This is a genomic window from Azospirillum brasilense, assembly GCF_005222205.1.
Classification (GTDB): domain Bacteria; phylum Pseudomonadota; class Alphaproteobacteria; order Azospirillales; family Azospirillaceae; genus Azospirillum; species Azospirillum brasilense_G.
Genome location: NZ_CP032345.1, coordinates 2425257 through 2449481, shown reverse-complemented (window position 1 = coordinate 2449481; position 24225 = coordinate 2425257). Strand labels below are relative to the sequence as shown.

The 24225-nt window shown below is 69.8% G+C and carries 22 protein-coding genes; 9 read left to right on the top strand and 13 right to left on the bottom strand.

Going from position 1 to position 24225, the window contains the following annotated elements; genetic code table 11:
* The first annotated feature begins 43 nt into the window (after positions 1 to 43).
* Both D3869_RS11725 and bcp read left to right on the top strand, forming a co-directional pair.
* Entirely contained in the window at positions 44 to 3040 is a 2997-nt protein-coding gene (locus tag D3869_RS11725; RefSeq protein WP_137140183.1) for a bifunctional [glutamine synthetase] adenylyltransferase/[glutamine synthetase]-adenylyl-L-tyrosine phosphorylase, read from the top strand.
* Positions 3037 to 3519 (top strand): thioredoxin-dependent thiol peroxidase, encoded by a 483-nt coding sequence (gene bcp, locus D3869_RS11720; RefSeq protein WP_137140182.1) that lies wholly within the window; start codon positions 3037 to 3039, stop codon positions 3517 to 3519. Before D3869_RS11725 ends, bcp begins: the two co-directional genes overlap by 4 nt.
* 196 nt (positions 3520 to 3715) lie before the next feature.
* On the opposite strand, the gene parA is transcribed toward bcp, so the two are convergent.
* Entirely contained in the window at positions 3716 to 4363 is a 648-nt protein-coding gene (gene parA, locus D3869_RS11715) for a ParA family partition ATPase (protein ID WP_114861477.1), read from the bottom strand.
* Positions 4364 to 4474: 111 nt separating this feature from the next.
* Between parA and D3869_RS11710 the strand changes: the two genes are divergently transcribed.
* The 3 genes from D3869_RS11710 to D3869_RS11700 all read left to right on the top strand — a co-directional run bounded on the left by D3869_RS11710 (position 4475) and on the right by D3869_RS11700 (position 7816).
* Positions 4475 to 5446: an L-threonylcarbamoyladenylate synthase gene (locus tag D3869_RS11710; protein ID WP_137140181.1), complete on the top strand. Its 972-nt coding sequence runs from the start codon at positions 4475 to 4477 to the stop codon at positions 5444 to 5446.
* 176 nt (positions 5447 to 5622) lie between these two features.
* A complete protein-coding gene (locus D3869_RS11705) occupies positions 5623 to 7047 on the top strand; it encodes an FAD-binding oxidoreductase (protein WP_137140180.1) in 1425 nt (474 codons plus the stop codon).
* Positions 7048 to 7150: 103 nt separating this feature from the next.
* The gene (locus tag D3869_RS11700; RefSeq protein WP_137140179.1) at positions 7151 to 7816 is read left to right on the top strand and encodes a hypothetical protein; all 666 of its coding nucleotides are present in this window, start codon (positions 7151 to 7153) and stop codon (positions 7814 to 7816) included.
* Between the two features lie 16 nt (positions 7817 to 7832).
* On the opposite strand, the gene D3869_RS11695 is transcribed toward D3869_RS11700, so the two are convergent.
* Positions 7833 to 8867 (bottom strand): lytic transglycosylase domain-containing protein, encoded by a 1035-nt coding sequence (locus tag D3869_RS11695; protein ID WP_137140178.1) that lies wholly within the window; start codon positions 8865 to 8867, stop codon positions 7833 to 7835.
* Between the two features lie 252 nt (positions 8868 to 9119).
* Between D3869_RS11695 and D3869_RS11690 the strand changes: the two genes are divergently transcribed.
* The 3 genes from D3869_RS11690 to D3869_RS11680 all read left to right on the top strand — a co-directional run bounded on the left by D3869_RS11690 (position 9120) and on the right by D3869_RS11680 (position 12095).
* A complete protein-coding gene (locus D3869_RS11690; RefSeq protein WP_137140177.1) occupies positions 9120 to 10919 on the top strand; it encodes an acyl-CoA dehydrogenase in 1800 nt (599 codons plus the stop codon).
* Between the two features lie 136 nt (positions 10920 to 11055).
* The gene (locus tag D3869_RS11685) at positions 11056 to 11733 is read left to right on the top strand and encodes a hypothetical protein (RefSeq protein ID WP_137140176.1); all 678 of its coding nucleotides are present in this window, start codon (positions 11056 to 11058) and stop codon (positions 11731 to 11733) included.
* 86 nt (positions 11734 to 11819) lie between these two features.
* The gene (locus D3869_RS11680; RefSeq protein WP_014239820.1) at positions 11820 to 12095 is read left to right on the top strand and encodes a hypothetical protein; all 276 of its coding nucleotides are present in this window, start codon (positions 11820 to 11822) and stop codon (positions 12093 to 12095) included.
* A 20-nt stretch (positions 12096 to 12115) separates the two neighbouring features.
* On the opposite strand, the gene pcsA is transcribed toward D3869_RS11680, so the two are convergent.
* The 4 genes from pcsA to D3869_RS11660 all read right to left on the bottom strand — a co-directional run bounded on the left by pcsA (position 12116) and on the right by D3869_RS11660 (position 17218).
* Entirely contained in the window at positions 12116 to 12853 is a 738-nt protein-coding gene (pcsA, locus tag D3869_RS11675) for a phosphatidylcholine synthase (RefSeq protein ID WP_137140175.1), read from the bottom strand.
* Between the two features lie 245 nt (positions 12854 to 13098).
* Positions 13099 to 14445 (bottom strand): glycolate oxidase subunit GlcF, encoded by a 1347-nt coding sequence (glcF, locus tag D3869_RS11670; protein ID WP_137140174.1) that lies wholly within the window; start codon positions 14443 to 14445, stop codon positions 13099 to 13101.
* A gap of 7 nt (positions 14446 to 14452) precedes the next feature.
* On the bottom strand, positions 14453 to 15706 hold the full coding sequence (glcE, locus tag D3869_RS11665; protein ID WP_137140173.1) for a glycolate oxidase subunit GlcE: 1254 nt from the start codon (positions 15704 to 15706) through the stop codon (positions 14453 to 14455).
* 24 nt (positions 15707 to 15730) lie between these two features.
* The gene (locus D3869_RS11660; protein ID WP_137140172.1) at positions 15731 to 17218 is read right to left on the bottom strand and encodes an FAD-linked oxidase C-terminal domain-containing protein; all 1488 of its coding nucleotides are present in this window, start codon (positions 17216 to 17218) and stop codon (positions 15731 to 15733) included.
* Between the two features lie 96 nt (positions 17219 to 17314).
* Between D3869_RS11660 and D3869_RS33440 the strand changes: the two genes are divergently transcribed.
* Positions 17315 to 17737 carry a phage tail protein gene (locus tag D3869_RS33440; protein ID WP_211114940.1) on the top strand — a complete coding sequence of 141 codons (423 nt, stop codon included), beginning with the start codon at positions 17315 to 17317 and terminating at the stop codon, positions 17735 to 17737.
* Positions 17738 to 17846: 109 nt separating this feature from the next.
* On the opposite strand, the gene ykgO is transcribed toward D3869_RS33440, so the two are convergent.
* From ykgO to D3869_RS11620, 7 genes are all read right to left on the bottom strand, one after another.
* Positions 17847 to 17972 (bottom strand): type B 50S ribosomal protein L36, encoded by a 126-nt coding sequence (ykgO, locus tag D3869_RS11650; protein WP_012973122.1) that lies wholly within the window; start codon positions 17970 to 17972, stop codon positions 17847 to 17849.
* A gap of 120 nt (positions 17973 to 18092) precedes the next feature.
* On the bottom strand, positions 18093 to 19058 hold the full coding sequence (locus tag D3869_RS11645) for an SAM-dependent methyltransferase (protein WP_137140171.1): 966 nt from the start codon (positions 19056 to 19058) through the stop codon (positions 18093 to 18095).
* A 103-nt stretch (positions 19059 to 19161) separates the two neighbouring features.
* On the bottom strand, positions 19162 to 20073 hold the full coding sequence (gene mepA / locus D3869_RS11640; RefSeq protein ID WP_247895631.1) for a penicillin-insensitive murein endopeptidase: 912 nt from the start codon (positions 20071 to 20073) through the stop codon (positions 19162 to 19164).
* Positions 20074 to 20244: 171 nt separating this feature from the next.
* The gene (locus tag D3869_RS11635) at positions 20245 to 21378 is read right to left on the bottom strand and encodes an ABC transporter permease (RefSeq protein ID WP_137140170.1); all 1134 of its coding nucleotides are present in this window, start codon (positions 21376 to 21378) and stop codon (positions 20245 to 20247) included.
* Between the two features lie 25 nt (positions 21379 to 21403).
* Positions 21404 to 22345 carry an ABC transporter ATP-binding protein gene (locus tag D3869_RS11630; protein WP_137140169.1) on the bottom strand — a complete coding sequence of 314 codons (942 nt, stop codon included), beginning with the start codon at positions 22343 to 22345 and terminating at the stop codon, positions 21404 to 21406.
* Positions 22342 to 23289, bottom strand: a complete 948-nt coding sequence (locus D3869_RS11625; protein ID WP_137140168.1) for an HlyD family secretion protein — start codon at positions 23287 to 23289, stop codon at positions 22342 to 22344. Before D3869_RS11625 ends, D3869_RS11630 begins: the two co-directional genes overlap by 4 nt.
* A complete protein-coding gene (locus tag D3869_RS11620; protein WP_137140167.1) occupies positions 23286 to 23936 on the bottom strand; it encodes a TetR/AcrR family transcriptional regulator in 651 nt (216 codons plus the stop codon). Before D3869_RS11620 ends, D3869_RS11625 begins: the two co-directional genes overlap by 4 nt.
* Between the last annotated feature and the right edge of the window lie 289 nt (positions 23937 to 24225).

Below are 24225 nucleotides of genomic sequence, written 5' to 3'. Positions count from 1 at the left end.
GCGCACCTTCCTGCTCAGTTCTTGTGCAGGGATAGCCGCGACCATGACCACCACGCTGCCGAAACCCTTCGACACCGCCCTCGCCGAACGCGGCCTGGAGCGCTGGCGCGCCGAGGCGGCGAACGCCGCAGACGACACCAGCGACGACGACTTGGGCGCCTGGGCCGAGGCGTATGCCGATTCGGCCGAGGGCCGGGCGCTGATCGACGCGGTGTGCGGCAACAGCCCGTATCTCGGCCAGATCCTGACGCGCGAGCTGCCCTTCGTCCGCGAGATGGTGAGCGAGGGGTACGACGCCGCCTTCGCGGCGCTGCTGCGCCGGTTGGAAGAGGACTGCGCGGAGGAGCGCAACATCGACCGGCTGATGACCGCCCTGCGCGTCGCCAAGCGGCGGGCGGCGCTGCTGATCGCGATGGCCGACATCACCGGCGCATGGGAGCTGGAGGCGGTCACCGGCGCGCTGTCCGACATCGCCGAGACATCGGTGCGGATGGCGGCAAACCACCTGCTGCGCCGCGCCGCGGAGGCGGGGACGCTGACGCTGCCGGAACCGCAGCGGCCATGGGTCGGGTCGGGCCTGATCGTGCTTGGCATGGGCAAACTTGGTGCGCGCGAACTCAACTATTCCAGCGATATCGACCTGATCGTCCTGTACGACGACGCCGTCGTTCAAACGCCCCAGCCGGACAACCTCGCCCGCACGTTCATTCGTATCGCGCGCGATCTTGTCCGCATTATGGATGAACGGACCAAGGACGGCTACGTCTTCCGTACAGATCTGCGGCTGCGCCCCGATCCCGGGGCCACGCCGCTGGCGGTGTCGGTCTCGGCGGCCGAAATTTATTACGGCAGCGTCGGGCAGAACTGGGAGCGCGCGGCCATGATCAAGGCCCGCCCCATCGCCGGCGATCCCGAGGCCGGGGCGCATTTCCTGCGTTTCCTCGAACCGTTCGTGTGGCGGCGCCACCTCGACTTCGCGGCCATCCAGGACATCCATTCCATCAAGCGTCAGATCAACGCCCACAAGGGCCATCGTGAAGTGACGGTGAACGGCCACGACATCAAGGTCGGCCGTGGCGGAATCCGCGAGATCGAGTTCTTCGCCCAGACCCAGCAGCTGATCTTCGGCGGGCGCGACATCCGCGTGCGCATCGCCCCCACCCTGCTGGCCAACAAGGCGCTGTGCGCGGTCGGCCGCGTGCCGGAGGCGGCGGTGGAGGAGCTGGAGGAGGCCTACCGCTTCCTGCGCCGGGTCGAGCACCGCATCCAGATGACCGACGACCGGCAGACCCACCAGATCCCGGCGGACGACGAGGGGGTGGCCCACCTCGCCACCTTCCTCGGCTACGGGCGGGTGGAGGACTTCCGCGCCGACCTGCTGGCCCAGCTCGGCCGGGTGGAGGACCGCTACGCCGAGCTGTTCGAGGAAGCGCCGTCGCTGTCCGGCCCCGGCAACCTCGTCTTCACCGGCACCGACGACGACCCCGGCACGGTGAAGACGCTGGCCGGCATGGGCTACCGCGACCCCAGCCGGGTCATCGCGGTGGTCTCCACCTGGCACCGCGGGCGCTACCGCTCCACCCGCTCGGGCCGCGCGCGGGAGCTGCTGACCGAGCTGGTTCCGGCCATGCTGAACGAGCTGGCGAAGACCCCTGCCCCGGACGACGCGCTGGTCAAGTTCGACAGCTTCCTGGAGCGGCTGCCGGCGGGGGTCGGGCTGTTCTCGCTGTTCATCGCCAACCCCTGGCTGCTCGCCCTGGTGGCGGAGATCATGGGCACGGCACCGCAGCTGGCCGAGACGCTGTCGCGCAACCCGTCGCTGCTCGACGCCGTGCTGTCGCCCGACTTCTTCGACCCGCTGCCCGACGCGGCGGGGCTGACGCCGGAATACCAGCGCTTCATCGCCGGGGCGCGCGACTTCGAGGACGTGCTGACGCTGTCGCGGCGCTGGACCAACGACCAGCGCTTCCGCGCCGGGGCGCACATCCTGCGCGGCATCACCGACGGCGACCGCTGCGGCCCCTTCCTGGCGGATCTGGCCGACGTGGTGGTGCCGGAGCTGGCCGCCCGTGTGGAGGAGGAGTTCGCCGCCCGCCACGGCCGCATCCCCGGCGGCGCCTGGGTGGTGGTGGCGATGGGCAAGCTGGGCAGCCGGCAGCTCACCATCACCTCCGACATCGACCTGATCGTGGTCTACGAGGTGCCGCCGGGCACCCGCCAGTCGGACGGGACCAAGCCGCTGGCCCCCAACGAGTATTACATCAAGCTGACGCAGCGCCTGACCAACGCCATCACCGCTCCGATGGCCGACGGGCGGCTGTACGAGGTGGACATGCGGCTGCGCCCGTCGGGCAACGCCGGGCCGCTCGCCACCGCGCTGGACGCCTTCACCGCCTATCAGACCAAGGACGCCTGGACGTGGGAGCACATGGCCCTGACCCGCGCCCGCGTCATCGGCGGCGATCCGGCGCTGGGTCATAAGGTCGAGTCGGCGATCCGCGGCGTGCTGACCGGCCCGCGCGACCCGGCCAAGGTGCTGCGGGACGTCGCCGACATGCGCCGCCGCATCGACAAGGAATTCGGCACCACCAACCCGTGGAACGTCAAATACGCCCGCGGCGGCCTGATCGACATCGAGTTCACCGCTCAGTATCTCCAGCTCCGCCACGGCCACGCCCATCCGGACATCCTGTCCATCGCGACCAGCCGCGCCCTGCTCAACGCCGCCGCGGCCGGGCTGCTGGCGCCGGAGGTCGCGGAGGAACTGGTGGCGACGCTGAAGCTGTGGCGCCGCGTGCAGGGTTTCCTGCGGCTGACCACCGACGGGGTGCTCGATCCGCGGCAGGTCTCGCCGACGCTTCTGGAGGGACTGTCCCGCGCCGCCTTCCCCGACGAGGAGCCGGCGGTTGACTTCGCCGCGCTCGACAGCAGAATCCGGGACATCGCCGCCCGCGCCCATCGCCATTTCGTGGCGCTGGTCGAGGAGCCGGCGTCAAGGCTGCCTCCCCCAGAGACCAACGAAGAAGCCAGACTCCCATGAGCGATACCCAAGCGCCCGCCATCGAGGCCGGCACCCCCGCCCCGGACTTCACCATGCCGACCGACGGCGGCGGCAGCGTCACGCTGTCCGCACTGCGGGGCAAACCGGTGATCCTGTACTTCTACCCGAAGGACGACACCTCCGGCTGCACGTCGGAGGCCTGCGGCTTCCGCGACCAGCTTCCGGACTTCAGCGGGCTGGACGCCGTCATCATCGGCGTGTCCAAGGACACCGTCGCCAGCCACGACAAGTTCAAGGCGAAGTACGAGCTGCCCTTCACCCTGGCCTCCGACAAGGAGACCGGCGTCGCCGAGGCCTACGGCGTCTGGGTCGAGAAGAGCATGTACGGCCGCAAGTACATGGGGCTGGAGCGCGCGACCTTCCTGATCGACAAGGACGGCATCGTCCGCAACGTCTGGCGCAAGGTGAAGGTCACCGGCCATGTGGCGGCGGTGCTGAAGGCGCTGCAGGCGCTGTAATGATGTCCCCTCTCCCCTCAGGGGAGAGGGTTAAAGCGGATTGCAATCCGCTTTGGACCGCGACGGCGGTCCCGGCCGCACATGTGGCCGAAGCCCGCCGGCAAGTGAGGCGATGTGAGTCTAAAGCGAACGGACGTTCGCTTTAGGGTGAGGGGGTTGCGCGTATCGTTACACTCGGCACGAGTGCCATTCCCCCTCACGCCGCCCGGCGCAGGATCTCCTCGGCCAGCGCCTGCATCTCCGCCGCCGCCTGGGTCTTGCGGGCGGCCTCGGTCACCGACAGGCCAGACAGCAGGGTCCCGGCGTAGGCGGTGCGGTTGCCGATCTGCGACTCCGCGATGTCCACCGCCGGCGGGTTCACGAGGTCGCGCACCCGCGCGATCAGTTCGTCGGCGATGCGGGCGCGCGGCGGCACGCGGTTCAGAACCAGCAGCAGGCGGCGCTTCTCCTGCGCGGCGAGGTCCAGGGTGGGCTGCACCGCCCACAGGTCCATCGGGCTGGGCTGCACCGGGGCGAGGACGAGGCTGGCGGCACGCACGGCGATGCGCGCTTCCGTCTGGGCGTGGGGCGGGCTGTCGATCAGCACGATGTCGTGGTCGCGGGCCAGCTTCTCGACCTCGGTCTGGGTGCGCCAGCCGGTGATCTGGACATGGGTGAAGCCGGGCTCCCCGCCCGTGGCCTCCGCCCGCACCGCCTGCCAGCGGGTCAGGCTGCCCTGCGGGTCGATGTCCACCGTGGCGACCGACCGCCCGAGCTGCATCCAGGCGATGGCGAGATGGGCGACCAGCGTGGTCTTGCCGGCCCCGCCCTTCTGCTGAGCCACGGTGAAGACCTTGCCCGCCATGCCCACACCCATCATTTGGTTGTTTATCGTGCACACCCGTCATAAGGCTTGGACAGTGCCGGCGCAACCGCGCGAATTGACTTCATCCCCCGACGCTTTACAAATCCTCCCGTGACCGACAAGCATCCCGACATCATCCCCGCCACGCCCGCCGGCCTCGCCCGCGCCGGCGAGGCCCTGCGCAGCGGCGACTTGGTCGCCTTCCCGACCGAGACCGTCTACGGCCTCGGCGGCGACGCTACCGACGACCGGGCCGTGGCCGCGATCTTCGCCGCCAAGGGCCGCCCGCAGTTCAACCCGCTGATCGCCCATGTGCCGGACCTGGAGTCGGCCGAGGCCATCGCCGTTCTCGACGAGCGGGCGGTGGAACTGGCCCACCAGTTCTGGCCCGGCCCGCTGACCCTGGTCCTGCCCCGCCGCCCGGAGGCCGGGCTGTCGCTGCTGGTGTCCGCCGGGCTGGACAGCGTGGCGGTGCGCGTGCCCGGCCATCCGGTGGCGCAGGCCCTGCTCAAGGCCGCCGGCAAGCCGATCGCCGCCCCCAGCGCCAACCGCTCCGGCGCGGTCAGCCCGACCGCCCCCCACCACGTCATCGAAAGCCTGGGCGACCGGGTGAGCATGGTGGTGGCCGGCGGGAAGTGCCAGGTCGGGGTGGAGTCCACCGTGCTCGACCTGACCGGCGAGACGCCCGTGCTGCTGCGCCCCGGTGCCGTGCTGCGCGAGGAGATCGAACGGCTGATCGGTCCCATCCAGGTCTCCGCGGGCAACCCGGACGCTCCGAAGTCGCCCGGCCAGCTGGAAAGCCACTACGCCCCCAACGCCCCGGTGCGGCTGAACGCCACGAGCGCCGAGGACGACGAGGCCTTCCTGACCTTCGGCCCCGACCGCTTCATCCGCGGCGGCAAGGCCCGCCTGAACCTCAGCCTCCAGGGCGACCTGAACGAGGCGGCGGCGAACCTGTTCGCCCACCTCCGCGCGCTCGACCAGGAGGGGGCCCGCGCCATCGCCGTGATGCCGATCCCCGACGAGGGGCTGGGCGTCGCCATCAACGACCGGCTGCGGCGGGCGGCCGCGCCGCGGGCATAGTGGAAAAACGGACGGCGAGGCGATAAGAGTCTCGCAACGAGCCCCCACCCTCCCGCTCTGCGGGTCCCTCCCTCCCCCGCTGTCGCAGGGGAGGGACAGAAAGCCCCCTCCCCTGCGACAGCGGGGGAGGGTCGGGGTGGGGGCGATGCCCTCTCCAGCCCCCGGACCGTCCGCCCATGACCTCCGCCAGCCTCGCTGCCACCCTCGACCAAATCCGCGCCATCGTCGGCCCGAACGGCCTTCTCACCGCGCCGGAGGACATGGCCCCCTACCTGTCGGAATGGCGCGGGCGCTTCAAGGGGAACAGCCCGGCGGTGGTCCGCCCGGCCAGCACCGAGGAAGTCGCGGCGGTGGTGAAAATCTGCGCGGAGGCCGGCATCCCGGTCGTCCCGCAGGGCGGCAACACCAGCCTCGTCGGCGGCTCCATTCCCTATGAGGAAGGGCGCGAGATCGTCATCAGCCTGTCGCGGATGAACAGGATCCGTGGCATCGACACGCTGAACTACACCATGACGGTGGAGGCCGGCGTCGTGCTGAAGACCGCGCAGGAGGCCGCGAAGGACAAGGACCGCCTGCTGCCGATGAGCCTGGGGGCGGAGGGCACCTGCCAGATCGGCGGGCTGATCTCCACCAACGCCGGCGGCATCAACGTGCTGCGCTACGGCAACATGCGCGACCTCGTGCTTGGGCTGGAGGTCGTGCTGGCCGACGGGCGCGTCTGGAACGGCCTGCGCAGCCTTCGCAAGAACAACACCGGCTACGACCTGAAGCACCTGTTCATCGGGGCGGAGGGCACACTGGGCATCGTCACCGCCGCGGTGCTGAAGCTCTACCCCCGCCCGCGCCAGGCGGAGACGGCCTTCATCGCCGTGCCCAGCCCCGCCGCCGCCATCGAGCTGCTGGCCCGCCTGCGCGAGGCGTCGGGCGACGCCGTGGCCGCCTTCGAGCTGATGTCGCGCCGCTGCCTGGAGTTCGCGCTCAAGCACGTCGCCGGCACCATCGACCCGCTGTCGGAACCGTCGCCCTGGTACGTGCTGACCGAGCTGACCGCCGGCACCCAGTCCGACGCCTTCCGCGAGACGGTCGAGGCGGCGCTGGGCGAGGCCTTCGAGGCGGAACTGGCCACCGACGCCACCATCGCCCAGTCGGAGACCCAGGCCAACCAGCTCTGGTTCATCCGCGAGGCCATCGTCGAGGCGCAGAAGTTCGAGGGCGGCTCGATCAAGAACGACGTGTCGGTCCCCGTGTCGCGCGTCGCCGAGTTCATCGAGCGCGCCGAGGCCGCGGTGGCCCAGGCCTGCCCCGGCATCCGCCCGACCCCCTTCGGCCATGTCGGCGACGGCAACATCCACTTCAACCTCAGCCAGCCGCAGGGCGCCGACACCGCCGCCTACCTCGCCCGCTGGGACGAGATCTGCCACGTGGTGAACGAGGTGATCTTCGCCCTGGACGGTTCGATCTCCGCCGAGCATGGCGTCGGCCGCTTCAAGAAGGACGAGATGCCGGTCATCAAGAGCCCGGTCGAGTTCGACCTGCTGCGCGCCATGAAGGCGGCGCTCGACCCCAAGGGCCTGCTGAATCCCGGCAAGATGCTGCCGTAAGGGGCGCCACCCGAAAGAGGTCCCCTGCCCGCCTCGGGCAACCTTTCACGGTTCCGGCCTGTTCGTCGTCGTGCAGGTCGGTAACCGCGGAACGGAGGCGGCGATGCTTCTCGCGATGTCGGCGTGGATGCGCCTGATGCTGGGCGAGGCCGAGACGGCGCCGGTGCCCGGCACGTCCACCACAGGCGCCCTGCCGCCGGAGCGGGAGCGCATCCGGCAGGCGGTGCATGACGCCGTGACCGCCCATCCGCTGCACCGCGAGCTGGTCCACACCCACCGGCTGGGCGGCTGCCAGTATTACGCCTTCGCCGGGGCGATGCTTTTGGAGTCCTTGGGCCACGGGCGGGCCGAGGTCGCGCTGGGCCGCGTGGCGTTCCGCAAATCCGAACCCCACGGCCGGGCGCGCTGGCTCGGCTACCCGGCGGCACCCGCCGACGTTCGTCCTCCCGATCCGGCGCAGCGGCGGCAGAAGACGGAATCCTTTCCCTTCCATGCCTGGATTCGCCTGACCGGCCCCGGCGGGCGGCGGTTCCTGATCGATTTCGATCTGACCAACGTGCTGCGGGAGGTCCGGCTGCGCGAACCGCGCCATGCGGCGGGCCTGAGCCATCGGCCGCCGGCCTTCTGGGGAAGCGCCGCGGCGGCGCACCGGGCGGGCCTGCGGTTCGAGCCGCACCGCCGGCTGACCGCCGACTCGCTGTTGCCCGGCGATCGCCGGGTGTTCGCGGCCATCGCGGCGGAGGCCTGCGAGCGGCTCACGGACATGTAGCCCGGACGTCAGCCGATCAAGCCGCCTTGCTTGTCTCCGTACCAGCCGCAGCCCCAGCGGCCGTCCCTTGCCCGACCACCTTGGACAGGCCCAGCCCGAGGCCCAGCCCGGTGTGCTCGTTCTGATCCGTGCGGACCGGCTGGTCGCGCATGCGGCGGTTGTCCTTGTCCTCGCCGTCCGGGCGGCGGCCACGCGCGGGCCTGCCGGAGATGCTGTCCACCTCGTCCGGCGTCTCCAGCGCGTTCAGGGCCAGAACATGGTAGATCGACAGCGGCGTGCCGTTCAGCGCCTTCTGCGGCATGCTGGGCACCTGGGTGGTGAAGCCGTCCGGCATGTCCTGGCGGCGCACCCGGTCGATGGCGGTCTGGGCCGGGGCGAAGTCGGCGTTGGGCGACTCCGCGAACTTCGTCGCGAAGCGGTCGTAGATGTCCTTCAGCGACTTGGCCCGCCCGGTGTCCTTGTCGAAGAACACCGCCTTGTTGGCCGAGGCGGCGTCGGGGAACAGCTCCTTGGCGGCGCGGTTGGGGTTGTCCTGCATGGCGTTCAGGAACTTCGACGCCCCGCCCGCCCCGAGGAAATGCGCCATGTAGAGTTCGGTGGAGCCGACCTTCCCTTTGACCGTGTCCTCCAGATACTCCTTGTTGTCGCGGGTGTATTCCGCGGCCATCAGGGCCGACGCGTTGGGGTCCTTGCGCAGGTCCAGGATCTCGCGCTTCAGGTCGGGATCGGTGACGTAGGGGCGCCCGTCGCCGCGCGTCTGGATCGCGTTGGCGTATTTGGCGTAGCCGTGGTCCGCACCATGGTCGCGCATCGTCGCCAGCCACGTGCTGTCGATGAACTGGTAGAGCCCGGTCGCCGAGGAGGAGGAGGACTTCACGTCCGTCCGGTACCCGCTCTCCACGGCAGCTTTTTCCATGAGGTAGGAAAAATCGACCCCGGTCTTGGCGCTGGCGTTGCGGACCGCCGCCTCGACAGTCTCCGGCCCGCGGCTGGTCTTCGCGGCCTGAACGGCGGATTCGGCCTGACGGGCAAGGGCGGAGGCGATGGTCATGGGAGGAACCCCTGTGAGCGGTGCTGCCCCACTCTTGCAACCGCGATGCCAAGTCTGGCGCCCTCTCCTGCGTCGCAGGCGCGCTGTTCGCACCGCAACCCAGATGCCAATATTCCTGTCCGACAGTGAGGCTCGCCATGCACCATTCGGTACGGTATGGTGACGCGCACGTAAACCGCCCAAGGCGTGTTCACGCGCAATCGGGCACGCAGAAACGCACGCACAATCGGGTCACGGGAGGCCGCTCCATCCATGATTCCCTACACCGCTCCGGTCGATGACCTCCGCTTTGTCCTCAACGAGGTGGTCGGCCTCGAAACGGTCGCCGCGCTTCCGAACTGCGATTCGGCGGCCCCTGATCTGGTGGACGCCGTGCTAGAGGAAGCCGGCAAGTTTGCCTCCGGCGTTCTCGCCCCGCTGAACCGGGTCGGCGACAAGGAAGGCTCGGTGCTGGAGAACGGCGTGGTCCGCACGCCGACCGGCTGGAAGGACGCCTACAGCCAGTTCATCGAGAGCGGCTGGAACAGCCTGCCCTTCGAGCCGGACTATGGCGGGCAGGGCCTGCCCTGGACCGTGGCCTTCGCGGTGAACGAGATGTGGCAGGCGGCCAACCTGTCCTTCGGCCTGTGCCCGCTGCTGACCCAGGGTGCCGTCGATCTGCTGACCGAGCACGCCAGCCCGGAGCAGAAGGCGCTCTATCTGCCGAAGATGATCGCCGGCGAGTGGAACGGCACCATGAACCTGACGGAGCCGCAGGCCGGCTCCGACCTCGCCGCCGTACGCACCCGCGCGGTGCGGGCCGACGACGGGACCTACCGCATCACCGGCCAGAAGATCTTCATCACCTACGGCGAGCACGACCTGACGGACAACATCGTCCATCTCGTGCTGGCCCGCCTGCCCGACGCGCCTCCGGGCATCAAGGGCATCAGCCTGTTCATCGTGCCGAAATTCCTGCCGAACGAGGACGGCACGCCGGGCGAGCGCAACGACCTGCGCTGCGCCAGCCTGGAGCACAAGCTGGGCATCATGGCCAGCCCCACCGCGGTCATGGCCTTCGGCGACAACGGCGGCGCCGTCGGCTTCCTGGTCGGCCAGGAGAACCGCGGCATCGAATACATGTTCACCATGATGAACAACGCCCGCCTCGGCGTCGGCATCCAGGGCGTGGCGATCGCCGAGCGCGCCTACCAGCAGGCCCGCGACTACGCCAAGGGCCGCGTGCAGAGCAAGGATCTGGCCGACCCGAAGGGCTCCGGCGTCGCCATCATCCGCCACCCGGACGTGCGCCGGATGCTGCTGGATATGCGCGCCAAGACGGAGGCCGCCCGCGCGCTGGCGCTCTACGCCGGCACCCAGCTCGACGTGTCCCGCCACCACGAGGACGCCGCGGTGCGCGCCGCCGCCACCGCCCGCGTGGACATCCTGACCCCCATCGTGAAGGCGTGGAGCACCGACATCGGCTGCGACGTCGCCTCGACCGGCGTGCAGATCCACGGCGGCATGGGCTTCATCGAGGAGACCGGCGCCGCCCAGCATTACCGCGACGCCCGCATCACCCCGATCTACGAGGGCACCAACGGCATCCACGCCAACGACCTGACCTTCCGCAAGACTGGCCGCGACGGCGGCGAGTCGGCCCGGACCTTCATCGCCGAGATGCGCGCCACCGTGGCGGAACTGGAGAGCATCCCCGGCGACGACATGGAGGCCATCCGCACCAACCTGTCCGCCGGTCTGGACGCGCTGGAGCAGGCGGTGGCCTGGGTGGTGAAGACCCAGGCCGACGGCGACCTGCGCGCCGCCGCGGCGGGGGCGGTGAACTATCTGAAGCTGTGGGGCACGGTGGCCGGCGGCTGGATGCTCGCCCGCTCCGCCGCCAAGGCGCTGGAGGGGCTGCGCCAGCCCGGCGCCAACGCGCCCTTCCTGGAAGCCAAGCTGGTCACCGCCCGCTTCTACGCCGAGCAGATCCTGGCCCAGGGGCCGGGCCTGCTGCTGCCGATCCTGACCGCCCACCGCACGGTCATGGCGCTGAGCGAGGACCAGTTCTAAGCAAGGTCACACCCCTGTCGCTGTGGCGGTTTGGCCACAGTTAGCTGAAACGCGGCCGGCGCCCCACGCCGGCCGCAACTTTTGCGGTTGGTCCGCGTTCCCCGCTCGATCGAGACGCCTCAAGGGGAAACGCCGCATGCGCACCGCCGCCCTTCTCGCCTTCGCCCTCGCCGCTGCCGGAGCCTCCGCCGCCACCGCCCAGACCATGGATGGTCCGGTCGATTCCCCCTTCCATGTCGGCGCGCAGGCCAGCACGCTGGGTCTGGGGCTGGAGGCCGGCTACCGGGTGAATCCGATGTTCGGGCTGCGCCTGGGCGGCAACATGTTCACCTTCAGCACCGACCGCGGCATCTCCGGCGTCGATTACAACCTGGACGTGAAGCTGCGCAGCTTCGGCGCGGTGCTCGATCTCTATCCGGTCGCCGGCACCGGCTTCCGCATCAGCGGCGGCGCGCGGATCAACTACAACAAGGCCGACCTGACCGGCACCCTGTCCGGCCCGCGCAGCTTCGGCGGGGTGGTGGTCACGCCGCAGCAGGCCGGCCAGCTTGACGGCGAGGCCAAGTTCGACCGCTTCGCCCCCTATGCCGGCATCGGCTACAACGGCACGGTGTTCAGCCCCAACTTCAGCGTCGGCGTGGATCTCGGCGTGCTGTTCCAGGGCAAGCCGCGGGTCAGCCTGAGCGCCCCCGGCGTGGCGACCACGCCGGCCATCGCCGCCGTGCTGGAGGACCAGCGCCGCGAGGTGGAGGATTCGATCCGCGCCGCCCGCTTCTGGCCGGTGGTCGCCATCACCGCCTCCTACCGCTTTTGAGGAAGGCTCCCCTTTTGATGGAAAGCGGGCACCAAACGCCCCCGTGAACCGTTACGCCTCCATGGATCAACTGTGGAGACCATCCCATGGCTCGTCGTAACGGGATTCGCACCGCCGTCCTTGCCCTTCCCCTCCTGGCCCTGCCGCTGCTGGCCGCCTGCGACGACCAGCAGTCGGCGGAAAAGACCGGCCAGGAGATCGGGCGCGCGGTGGACCAGACCGCGGAGCGCGTGGGCGAGGCCGCCAAGGGCATCGGCGCCGAGGCCGGCCGCATGATGCAGGACGCCGGCGCGGCCATCCAGCAGAAGGCCCGCGACGCCAAGGACGACATCAATCGGGAGACCGCTCCCGAAAAGCCCTGAGGGAAGCCCTGAGGCGCCCCTTAAGCCTCAGCCGGCCCGCGCAGCGTCCGCCACGCGCAGATTGCGGCGTAATAGGCGCTGCTGGCCAGCCAGACATACCAGACGGCGTCGGGACGGTCCGGATACAGGACCACCAGCGCCGCGCTGGAGGCCAGCCACGCGCCGCTGACCAGAAGGTTCAGGCGCATCCAGCGGCGCACCCGGAAGGGATGCAGGAACTTCACCGTCGTGAAGGTCAGCAGGCCGAGGACCAGCACCACGGCGGTGTTGACCCACGGGTCGAGCGCCAGAAGCCACAGATAGAGCGCGACCACGTTCCAGATCGCCGGAAAGCCGACGAAGTAGTTGTCGCCGCTCTTCATCCCGGTGTTGGAGAAGCAGTAGAGCGAGGTCATCATGATGAAGGCGGCCAGCGCCACGCCGAACCCGTCGGGCAGCAGGCCGAAGCGGTACAGGAAGACCGCCGGGACGACGACGTAGGTCAGATAGTCGATCACGAGGTCGAGCGCCGACCCGTCGATGCCCGGCAGCACCTCCTTCACCGAGGCGCGGCGGGCCAGCGTGCCGTCCACCCCATCAACGACCAGCGCCAGCCCCAACCAGCCCAGGCACGCCTTGGCCTCGCCGTTGACCGCGGCGAGCAGGGCCAGCAGCCCCAGCACGACGCCGCTGCCCGTGAAGGCGTGCACCCCCCAGGCCGACAGCCGCCGCCCGATCCCGTAACCGCCGTCGCTGTCGTCCTTGAACCCGCTGTCCACTGAGCGCCTCATCGTCCCGTTGGCGCCAACCTAGCCATACGGCGCGAAAAGTCCAAGTGGGTCGGTGTTGGAGGCCGGCACACAGTGCGGGGGCCCTCTCCCGCCCCGGGAGAGGGTGGCGCCGAAGGCGCCGGGTGAGGGTCCATTCAAGGATCATGTGCCTGCCCATTGCCGGCCCCCTCACCCTTCCCACGCTTCGCGCGGGCCCCTCCCCTCTCCCGGGACGGGAGAGGGTTCCCGGCAACCTACTCTGCGGCGCGCGGCGCAGCACCCGGCGCCTGGGCGGGACCGGCGAAGTCCGGGCTGTCCCTCAGCGCCTCGGGCTTCGGGCCGCCGGTCGCCCAGTCCAGCAACTCGACCGTGTGGACGATGGGCAGGCCGGTCCCGGTGGCGATCTGGGTGATGCAGCCGAGGTTGCCGGCGGCGATGGCGGCGGCCTTGGTGCTTTCGATGTTGCGCACCTTGCGGTCGCGCAACTGCACGGCGATCTCCGGCTGGAGCATGTTGTAGGTGCCGGCGGAGCCGCAGCAGAGATGAGCCTCCGGGATCTCCTTCACCTCGAAGCCGGCGCCGCGCAGCAGAGTCCGCGGCGGGTCCTTGATGCGCTGGCCGTGCTGCATGGAGCAGGCGGAGTGGTAGGCGATGGCCTGCCCCGTCTCGATCACCGGATCGGACAGACCAATCTCCGCCAGGAACTCCGTCACGTCGCGGGCGATGGCCGCCACGCGCAGCGCCTTGGGCGCGTATTCCGCATCCTCGCGGAACTGGTAGGCATAGTCCTTCACCGTGGTGCCGCAGCCCGAGGTGTTGACGATGATGGCGTCCAGCCCCTCCCCGTCCATCTCGGCGATCCAGGCGTCGATGGTCTTCTTCGCCGCGGAGTCGCTGAGATCGGTCTTGCCCATGTGATGGGTCAGGGCGCCGCAACAGTCGGCCCCCTTGGCCACCACCACCTCGACCCCGTGGCGGTTCAGCAGGCGGATGGTCGCCTCGTTGATCTGCGGGGCCAGCACCTGCTGGGCGCAGCCGACGAGCAGGGCGGCGCGCTTGCGGCGCGGCCCGACCGCCGGATGGCTGCCTGGACGGTCGCTGTGGCTCGGCCCCGGCACCGACCTCGGCGCCAGCGCCAGCAGCGCGCCCAGCCGCCCCGGCAGCAGCCCGGCGAAGGGCTTGCCGAACCAGGCGGCGATCAGGGCCAGACGGAACAGCCGCGGGTTGGGCAGCACGCGGGCCAGCAGATCGCGGATGGCGCGGTCGGCAGGTGGGCGGGCGTGGGTCGCCTCGATATGGGCGCGGGCGTGGTCGACCAGATGCATGTAATTGACGCCCGACGGGCAGGTCGTCATGCAGGACAGGCAGGAGAGGCAGCGGTCGATGTGCTTCACCTGATGCTCGGTGGGCGGACCGCCCTTCTCCAGCATGTCCTTGATCTGGTAGATGCGGCCGCGCGGGCTGTCCAGCTCGTCGCCCAGCAGGACGTAGGTCGGGCAGGTCGCCGTGCAGAAGCCGCAATGGACGCACTTGCGTAGGATCGCTTCGGAATCCCGGTAATCGGCGTTGGCGAGCTGGGTGAGCGTGAAGTTGGTCTGCATGGATGGCTTACACTCCCGCGTACATGCGGCCGGGATTCAGGATGCCGCAGGGGTCGAAGCTTTCCTTCACCCGGCGGCTCAGCGCCATCACCGGGTCGGGCAGCGGGTGGAACACCTCCGCCATGATCCGCACGTCCTCGGGCGCGCGCACCAGAGTCGCGTGGCCGGCGGTGCCCAGCGCGCCGCGGATCGCGGAGGCGGCGTCGGGCGTCGGCGCCACCGCCGCCCAGATCAGACCGCCGCCCCAGTCGAAATACAGCTCCGCGTCGAGCGCCCAGCGGATCGACTCCGCCACGCGCGGCCCTTCGGAGGGCTGGACGGAGATTTTCCAGACGTGGCGGGAGTCGTCGCCCCCACCCCGGCCCTCCCCCGCTGACGCAGGGGAGGGAGTGGGCCCAAAATACGCCACGTCCCTGACTTCCTTCCACACCGCCCGCGACTCGTCCAGGTCGAGCACGGCGTCGGCGCCAAGCTCGTCCTTCAGCGCGGCGACACGTGCGGTGACGGACGGGCCGAAGCCCTCCACCCGCACCAGCGTGACCGCCCCGCCCGCCCCGGCGATCGCCCGCACCTGCGAGCGCGCCGCCACCGCGGCCGGCAGATGGGCGGCGCCGGACACATCGTAGGGGCTCTGCAGCGCCGCGGTCAGCGCCGCCACTGCTGCGGTGTCCTCACGCCCAGCCAGCAGCAGCGTCCGGCCATCCTCCGGCGCCGGCAGCACCTTCACCGTCAGTTCGGTCAGGACGGTCAGCGTGCCGAAGGACCCGGCCATCAGCTTGGGCACGTCGTAGCCGGTGACGTTCTTCACCACCTTGCCGCCGCCCTTGTAGAGGTCGCCGCGCCCGTTCACCCCCTCGATGCCCAGCGTGTGGTCGCGGGCGGAGCCGGCGCTGATGCGCCGCGGCCCGGCCAGCCCGCTGGCGATTACGCCGCCCAGCGTCCCCTGCCCCTCCGGCTGCCCGAACAGCGGCCCGAGGTCCTGCGGCTCGAAGGCGAGCTGCTGCCGGCGCTCCGCCAGCATCGGCAGGATCTCGGCCATCGGCGTGCCGGCCTTGGCGGTCAGCACCAGCTCCTCCGCCTCGTAGGCGATGACACCGGACAGGCCGGAGAGGTCGAGGGTGCAGGCGGTCTGGATCGGACGCCCGAGGCCGCGCTTGGACCCCGAACCGGCGACGTCCAGCGGCGTCCCTTCCGATAAGGCCCAGCGCACCGCGTCGGCGGCCTGGGCCGCCGAGTCGGGCTTGATGGTGGTCACGGTCATGCGGGTGGCCTCAGAAGCGGGGGCTCAGAAACGGGGAATGTCGGGGAAGCGCAGCTCCCCCTTGTGGATGTGCACGCGGCCCAGCTCGGCGCAGCGGTGCAGCTTGGGGAAGACCTTGCCGGGATTGAGCAGCCCGTCGGGGTCGAAGGCGCATTTGATGCGCTGCTGCTGGTCGAGGTCGACCTCGTCGAACTGGTCGGTCATCAGGTCGCGCTTCTCCACCCCCACGCCATGCTCGCCGGTCAGCACGCCGCCGACCTCGACGCACAGGCGCAGGATGTCGTTGCCGAAGGCCTCCGCCCGCTCCAGTTCGCCCGGCTTGTTGGCGTCGTAGAGGATCAGCGGGTGCAGGTTGCCGTCGCCCGCGTGGAAGACGTTGGCGACCCGCAGGGCGTAGCGGTCGGACATCTCCTGCATGCGGTGCAGCACCAGGGGCAGCGCCTTGCGCGGGATGGTGCCGTCCATGCAGTAGTAGTCGGGGCTGATGCGCCCCACCGCCGGGAAGGCCGCCTTGCGCCCGGCCCAGAAGGACAGCCGCTCCTCCTCCGAGGTCGAGACGCGGGAGTAGCAGCAGCCCTTGGACCGCGCGATCTCCGCAACCTGCTCGATCAGGTGGTCGACCTCCGCTGCCGGGCCGTCCAATTCGACGATCAGCAGGGCCTCGACATCCAGCGGGTAGCCGGCGTGGACGAAATCCTCCGCCGCGTGGATGGCCGGCTTGTCCATCATCTCCATGCCGCCGGGGATGATGCCCGCGGCGATGATCGCCGCCACGCAGTCGCCGCCCTGCTCGCTGGTCGGGAAGCCGATCAGCACGGCGCGGGCGGTGGCCGGCTTCTTAAGGATGCGCACCGTCACCTCGGTCACCACCCCCAGCAGCCCCTCGGAGCCGGTGACGACGCCCATCAGGTCGTAGCCGCCGGAGTCGAGGTGCTTGCCGCCCAGCCGCAGGATGGTGCCGTCCATCAGCACCATCTCCAGCCCCAGCACGTTGTTGGTGGTCAGCCCGTATTTCAGGCAATGCACCCCGCCGGAATTCTCGGCGATGTTGCCGCCGATGGTGCAGGCGATCTGGCTGGAGGGGTCGGGCGCGTAATAGAAGCCCTCATGCGCCACCGCGGTGGAGATGCCGAGGTTGGTCACCCCCGGCTGGGTCACCACGCAGCGGTTGGCGAAGTCGATGTCGAGGATGCGGTTGAACTTGCCCATCCCCAGCAGAACGCCGTCGGCCAGCGGCAGCGCGCCGCCCGACAGGGACGTGCCGGCGCCGCGCGGCACCACCTTCACCCCCATCTCCTTGCAGGTCCTGAGCACCCGGCTCACCTGCTCCACCGTGCTGGGCAGCACCACGACCATGGGAAGCTGACGGTAGGCGGTCAGCCCGTCGCATTCATAGGCGCGCAGTTCGCTTTCATCGGCGATCACCCCCTCGCCGGGCACGATGGCCCGCAGCGCTGCGATGATCTCGCGGCGGCGCGCGATGACGCCGTCGTCGGGCGCGGGCATCCGCATGGTCGGCCGTCCTCCCCCATGGTCCGTCGCCCGGATTGTTCCCGCGGCGTTCCCTTCCACAGGTAACATCGGACGGGGGGCGATGCCAGCCCCCGCTTGCGTTCCGCCCTGCCGTCGGTGGACTCGCGCCTCTCAACCTTCGCGGAAAGCCGATGTCTGGATTGCCATTTTTACGGCAACCGATACAAAGAGAACCGCGGCGCGCCGCGCCGGCTGACAGTCCATGCCTTGCGAACGCTACAAAACGGAGACAAGCGAATGCACCCCGGCAATCCCGAGATCGATGTCTACATCGGCGAAATCCGCCTGTTCTCCTACGCCCGGCTGCCCCTCGGGTGGTTGCCGGCGGATGGGCGTCGGCTCTCGGTCAACCATTTCATCGCGCTTTTCTCGCTGATCGGCACGACCTACGGCGGCGATGGGGAAAAGGAATTCGCTTTGCCGACGCTGGAGTCGCCCGCTCCCGGCCTGCAGTACTGCATTGCCGTTGGCGGCGTGTTTCCGCGCCTGCAGGACTGACCAGCGTCCGGACGCACCAAAACGCGACGCCGCGCCGTCCCAAGGGAACGGCGCGGCGTCGCGTTCAACAACACAGCACTCGTCGGCCGGGCGGACCCGGCCGCCGGTCTCAGCCCTGGCGGGCCTTGAAGCGCGGGTTCTGCTTGTTGATGACGTAGACGCGGCCCTTGCGGCGGATCACGCGGCAGGCCTTGTGGCGCGTCTTCATCGACTTGAGAGAGTTAACGATCTTCATAGTTCTTCATCCTGGTCGGTCGGCGGCTCGATCGAAGGCGCGCACCATAGTGCGGCGCACCCCCGCTGTCAACGGCCCCCGTCGCGGTTGCGTTTCCCGCAGGATACGGCCGTTTCGACGCTACTCCGCCGGTTTCAGCGCGTAGAAACGACACACCCGCATCCCCGCCTCGATGGCGGACACGCGGCGCACCCACAGCTCCACCTCGTCCATCACGGCGAGCTTGGTCTCGTGGTCCATATGGTGGCGCTCCAGATGCTCGACCAACCCCTGGATGGCGCTCACGATCAGGCCGCGGTGGGTGTCGGTGATGTCCTCGGCGATTCGCAGGTCCAGGTTCCGCTGGGCGAAGGCGGCGGCCATCTGGTCCTTGGACCACAAATGGGGCTGCATCGGCTCCTTGTCGCACCAGATCCGGACGGCCTTGGCCCCGGCCAGCGCCGGGTCGATCACGTAATCGGTCATCAGCAGATGGCCGCGCGGCTTGAGGGCCAGTTCCATCCCGTCGAACAGCTGGTCCTTGCCGCGGACGGAGAACATCCCCTCCTTGTAGACGATGGCGTCCACGCGCTTGGAATAGCTGAAATTCTCCGGATCGTAGGTTTCGATCGGAGCCTTCTTCTCCAGCCCTTCCTTGAAGGAGCGGATCATCCCCTCCTTCGCCAGCAGCTCCGACGCCTCCAACCCGGTGACCCAGCAGCCGTACTTGCTCGCCATGGTCCGGCTGGTGCCGCCCAGCCCGGCGGACAGGTCCAGCACGCTCATCGCCGGGTTGAGGCCGAGCGGCTTCACCAGATAGGGGATGTGGTCGTGGCCGCCCGGCGTGTTGAAGCCCTCGCCCCACAGCTTCTCCGCCACCTCGATCCGCGTGGCGCTCCACAGCGGCTTGCCCCAGCGGTTCACGCCGGGGCCATGGCCCCGGGCGGCGGGCTGGGCCGGAGCGGCGGCGGGCGGCGGCTTGCCGTCCTCCTCCCCGCCCTTGCCCTTCAGGCCGGAGAGGTCGTACCCCTCCCACCAGGCGTGAAGGCGGGTCTTGAGCGTGATGCGGGGAGCGCCCGCGTGATCGTGTCCGCTGTTATCGCTCATCGCCTTCGCGCCTGCCCCGTTGCCTGGACCGCCGGACGAATTCATTCCGACTTTCACAGTATCCGGGCGCTCCGTTCGTGCAAGCGCAAAATCCTGCGTCACATTACCGTAACGCCTTCTCCGCGTGCGGATCGTCGATGGCGGCGACCCGGGTCCCGGCGGCGCGCAGCACCGGGGTGCAGGCGGGCGGCATGTTGACGTGGCGCGGCTGCGGCTTGCCGTTGTGCCTCTCCACCACCGGGTAGACGGAGCCGAGCCAGGATGCGACCTCGTCGCCGCAGCCGTCGCCGTCGGGAATGTCGCGCTGGTCCTCGCACTGCGGGCTTCCCGCCGGGCAGCCCAGCCGGATGTGCATGTGCCCGTCATGGCCGTGCCAGGGCCGCAGCTTGCGCAGGAAGGCGCGATCCGGCCAGGAATGGCGGCACATGGCGAGCTTGATCGCCGGGTTGACGAAGATGCGGGTGACCCGCGGGTCGCTGGCGGCGATGCGGACGAGCTGGGCCTGCCGCTCCGACCAGTCCTCGGTGACGCGGACGCGCCCGTAATCGACGTATTTGATCTCGGTCAGGCTTTCCCGCGCGTTGCGCCCCATCGGCGGGTGGTCGAGGCGCAGCCAGACGTCGGCGTCCAGCCCGATCTGGTGGCTGGCGTGGCCGAAGCTCATCGGACCGCCGCGCGCCTGCCCCATGTCGCCGATCAGCGCGGTCCCCAGCCCGGCCGCCGCGACCTTCCGCCCGAAGCCCTTCAGATAGTCGATCAGCTCCGGATGGCCGTAGTAGCGCTGGCGGGACATGCGGATCACCTGATAGCCGGTGCCTTCCCCCGGCAGGGCCTGCGCCCCCGTGATGCAACCCGCGGCGTAGCCGCCGATGGATTGGGCCGGCCCCAGGGCGGGGCCGCTCACCTGACTCCAGGCGATGGAATTGGGAGCCGGCGGTGCGGGCTTCCTCTTCTTGTGGGATCCGGCCTCGGCCGGTCCGGCCAATCCGGCGGCGATCAGAACCGCCGCGATCATTGCAACCGTCGGACCAGCCGCCAAGCGCCGCATCATCTTCCCCCACGGACCGCCAATCGGGGAAGATTAGAGCCAATGTTTCTTAACGAAAGGTGAGGCTCACGCTCATGTCACAACCGAATTCGACTTGGCGACAAGGCTGAAGGGCCACGCCCGGCCCCCGTTTACTGCTCAGTCCAAGGTCTGCCGGTAGCGTTTCAGCGCGACGACCGTGACAACCGCCAGGAAAATCAGCAACGCCGCCACCTCCCCGGCGATTTCCGCCGGGCCGTTGCCTTTCAGCAGGATGCCGCGGACGATGCGCAGGAAATGGGTCAGCGGCAGGACCTCCCCCACCGCCTGCGCCCAGCCGGGCATGCCGCGGAAGGGAAACATGAAGCCGGACAGCAGCATCGACGGCAGAAAGAAGAAGAAGGACATCTGCATCGCCTGAAGCTGGTTCCTCGCCACGGTGGAGAAGGTGAAGCCCACCGCCAGATTGGCGGCGATGAACAGCACCAGCACCGCCGACAGCAGGGCCAAACTGCCGACGATGGGCACGCCGAACAGCAGCCGGGCCGCCAGGATGATGATGACGACCTGGATGTAGCCGACCAGGATGAAGGGCACGATCTTGCCCAGCATCACCTCGAACGGGCGGACCGGCATCGCCAGCAGGTTTTCCATCGTCCCGCGCTCCCGCTCGCGGGTGACGGCCAGCGCGGTCATCATCACCATCGTCATGGTCAGGACGACGCCCATCAGGCCGGGCACCACATTGTATTGGGTGATGCCCTCCGGATTGTAGCGGCGGTGGACCCGCAGCTCGACCGGGTCGGGGGTGGAGCGCAGATGGGCGAGCGGCCCGGTCAGGTCGGGGTCCAGCGCCTGCCGCGCGAGGGTGGAGAGGGCGGCCAGCGCGTTGCTGGTCGCCGCCGGGTCGGTCGCGTCGGCCTCGACCAGCAGGACCGGCCGCCCGCCCCGCTGCAGGTCGCGGGCGAATCCGGCGGGAATGGTGACGGCGAACTGCACCCGCCCCTCCGCCAGCAGGCGGTCCAGCTCCGCCGGGCTGGCGGCGGCGCGGGTCACGTCGAAATAGCCGGAATTCGCCATGGCCGACACCAGCGTCCGCGCGAAGGGGCTCGAGTCGGCGGCGTGGACGGCGGTCGGCAGGCTCTTGGGGTCGGAGTTGATGGCGAAGCCGAACAGCACGAGCTGGAGCACCGGCACCCCCACCATCATGGCGAAGGTCAGCCGGTCACGCCGCATCTGGATGAACTCCTTCACCATCACCGCGACGAAGCGCGCGAAGGAAAAGTGCGTCATGGCATTCGTCCTTCCGCCGGCGCGGTCATGCGAAGTTGTCCGTGCTGCGGTTCATCAGGTGGATGAACACGTCCTCCAAGGTCGGCTCCGTCCGCCGCACCAGCAGGTCCAAGTCGGCGGCCCAGGGGCGCAACGCCTCCTCCAGTTCCGCGCCATCGCCGCCGCTGACATGCAGCCGGGCGCCGAAGGCGGCGACCATCTCGACGCCCGGACGGTCGCGCAACGCCGCCGCGACGCTTCCGATGTCCACCCCGCCCGCCCGGCGCGCACCGACCTCGTAGGTGATCAGACCCGAGGTGGCGATCACCTCCTCCACGCTGCCCTGGGTCATCAGCCGGCCGTAGGCGAGGTAGGCGATGGCGTGGCAGCGTTCCGCCTCGTCCATGTAATGGGTGCTGACCAGCACGGTCAGCCCGTCGCCGGCCAGCCGGTGGATCTCGTCCCAGAACTCCCGCCGCGCCTTGGGATCGACGCCGGCGGTCGGCTCGTCGAGCAGCAGAAGCTTCGGCTCGTGCAGGATGCAGGCGGCCAGCGCCAGACGCTGCTTCCAGCCGCCGGACAACTCGCCCGCCAGTTGCGCCCGCCGGTTGCCCAGCCCCAACCGCTCCAGCGCCGAGGCGACCTTCTGCCGCCGGTCCGGCAGCCCGTACATGCGGGCGACGAAATCCAGATTCTCGGCGATGCTCAGATCCTCCCAGAAGCTGAACTTCTGGGTCATGTAGCCGACCTGCCGCTTGATGGCGGCGCTCTCGCGGCGGATGTCGAGCCCCAGGCAGGTCCCCTCCCCCGCATCGGGCGTCAGCAGCCCGCAGAGCATGCGGATGGTCGTCGTCTTGCCCGACCCGTTGGGTCCCAGGAAGCCGTAGATCTGCCCGCGCCCCACCCGGATGGAGAAGCCGTCGACCACCGTCTTGGCGCCGAAGCGCTTGACCAGACCGCGCACGTCGATGACGGCGTCTCCGATCATGGCGGCAACTCCACATCCACCGGCAGGCCGGGGTTGAGCGCCGCCCCGTCCTCCAGCCGCGCCTCGACGCGGAAGACCAGCTTCTCGCGGCTGCCGACGCTGTAGATCACCGGCGGGGTGTATTCCACCCGCGGCGCCACGTAGGTCACGCGCGCCGTCAGGCCGGGCGGGCAACCGTCGCAGCGCACCGTCACTTGGTCACCCGGACGGACGCGGGCCATCAGCGGCTCCGGGACGAAGAAAACCAGCTTCCGTTTCGTCGGCGGCAGCAGCGAGACCACCGGGGCGCCCGCCGGCACCCATTCGCCGGGATTGAACAGCGTGTCCTCGACCAGCGCCGCCTCCGGCGCCAACGGGGCCAGCTCGGCGAGACGCTTGTCCGCCTGGGCCAGCGCCGCCCCGGCCTGGGCCACGGCGTCCTCGGCGGCGCGGATCTGGTCGGGGCGGGCCGGCAGGTTGGAGACGGCCAGTTGCGCGGTCAGCTCCTCCAGCCGCGCGCGGTCCCGGTCGCGGGTCGCGCGGGCGGCGTCCAGCCGGTCGTCGGAACTGACCTTGCGCGCCACCAGCGTCTGCTGCCGCGCCAGCTCCGCTTCGGAATAGCGCAGCGCCGCCTCGGCCTGCGCACGCTGGGCGGCGACCACCGCCAGCTCGTCGGGGCGTTTGCCCGTCCGCAGGTCGGCCAGTTGCGCCCGCGCCTGCGCCAGCGCGGCGGCCAGCCGGTCGCGCTCCGCCCGCGCGCTGGTGCGGTCGAGCGCGAAGAGGCGCGCGCCCGCCTCCACCCGCCCACCGCGCGTCACCGCCAGCGTGTCGAGCGTCCCGGCCACCGGGGCGGCGACGCGCAGATACTCGCCCTCCGCATAACCGTGGGCCAGCGGCACGGCGTCCCCGCCGCCCAGCCCGAGCACGGACAGGGCCGCCGCCAGCGTTTCGGCGATCCAGCTCATGACGGGGGCCCTCCCTCCGGCGCGAGCGTCCGGCGCAGCGCGTCGAGATGGGCGGCCAGCAGAGCCGCGACGTCCGGCGGGCGCCCCTCCAGCGCTTCGAAGGAGGAGCGCCACAGCGCGCTCATCAGCATCGGCGCGACGATCAGCCGGACGGTCGAATCGACGTCCACCCGGCGAAATTCCCCGCGCGCCATGCCGCGCTCCAGCACCGATGCCAGCAGGGCGAAGGCGCGGCGGATCACCTCGTCGTAATAGAAGCGGGCGAGATCGGGGAAATTTCCGGCCTCGGCGATGATCAGCTTGGGGATGGCGCCGGCGCGGGATTTCAGGATGCGCGTCGCGAAGAGGGTCAGCAGCGTTTCCAGCACGGCGAAGCTTGGCCCCTGCGCCCCGGCCAGCAGACGCTCGGCCATGTCCAGGTTGGGCAGGATGGCCTCGCGGACCACCGCCTTGAACAGCTCCTCCTTGTTCGGGAAGTAGAGGTAGAGCGTGCCTTTGCTGACCCCGGCCTGCGCCGCGACGTCGTCCAGCCGGGCCGCCGCGAAGCCGCGCTCGCCGAAGACGGTCAGGGCCGCGTCGACGATCTCCCGGGGGCGCGCCTGCTTGCGGCGGCGCCAGCGCGGAACGGCGGGATCATCCTCCGGCATGCCGTCCTCCAGGGTGGAGAAAATATTACTGACCAGTCAGTTATTAGTTCATCGCGGGCGGAAATTCCAGTTATCTCAAGGGTTGCGCCGTTCTGCCGCAGCCATAAGTCATTGTGCGCCGCAGCAACTGATATGCAAAAGGGCTTGCCTTTCGACCGAGAGTTTCCGAAACTTTCGACAGTCCGCAGCGCGAACGGCTTGTCACGGAAGCACGCGCGGCGGGCGCACCGGTGGTCAAAGGCGCCGATCAGCAACGAGCGCACACCCCACCCCGGGAGGAACGGTTCAA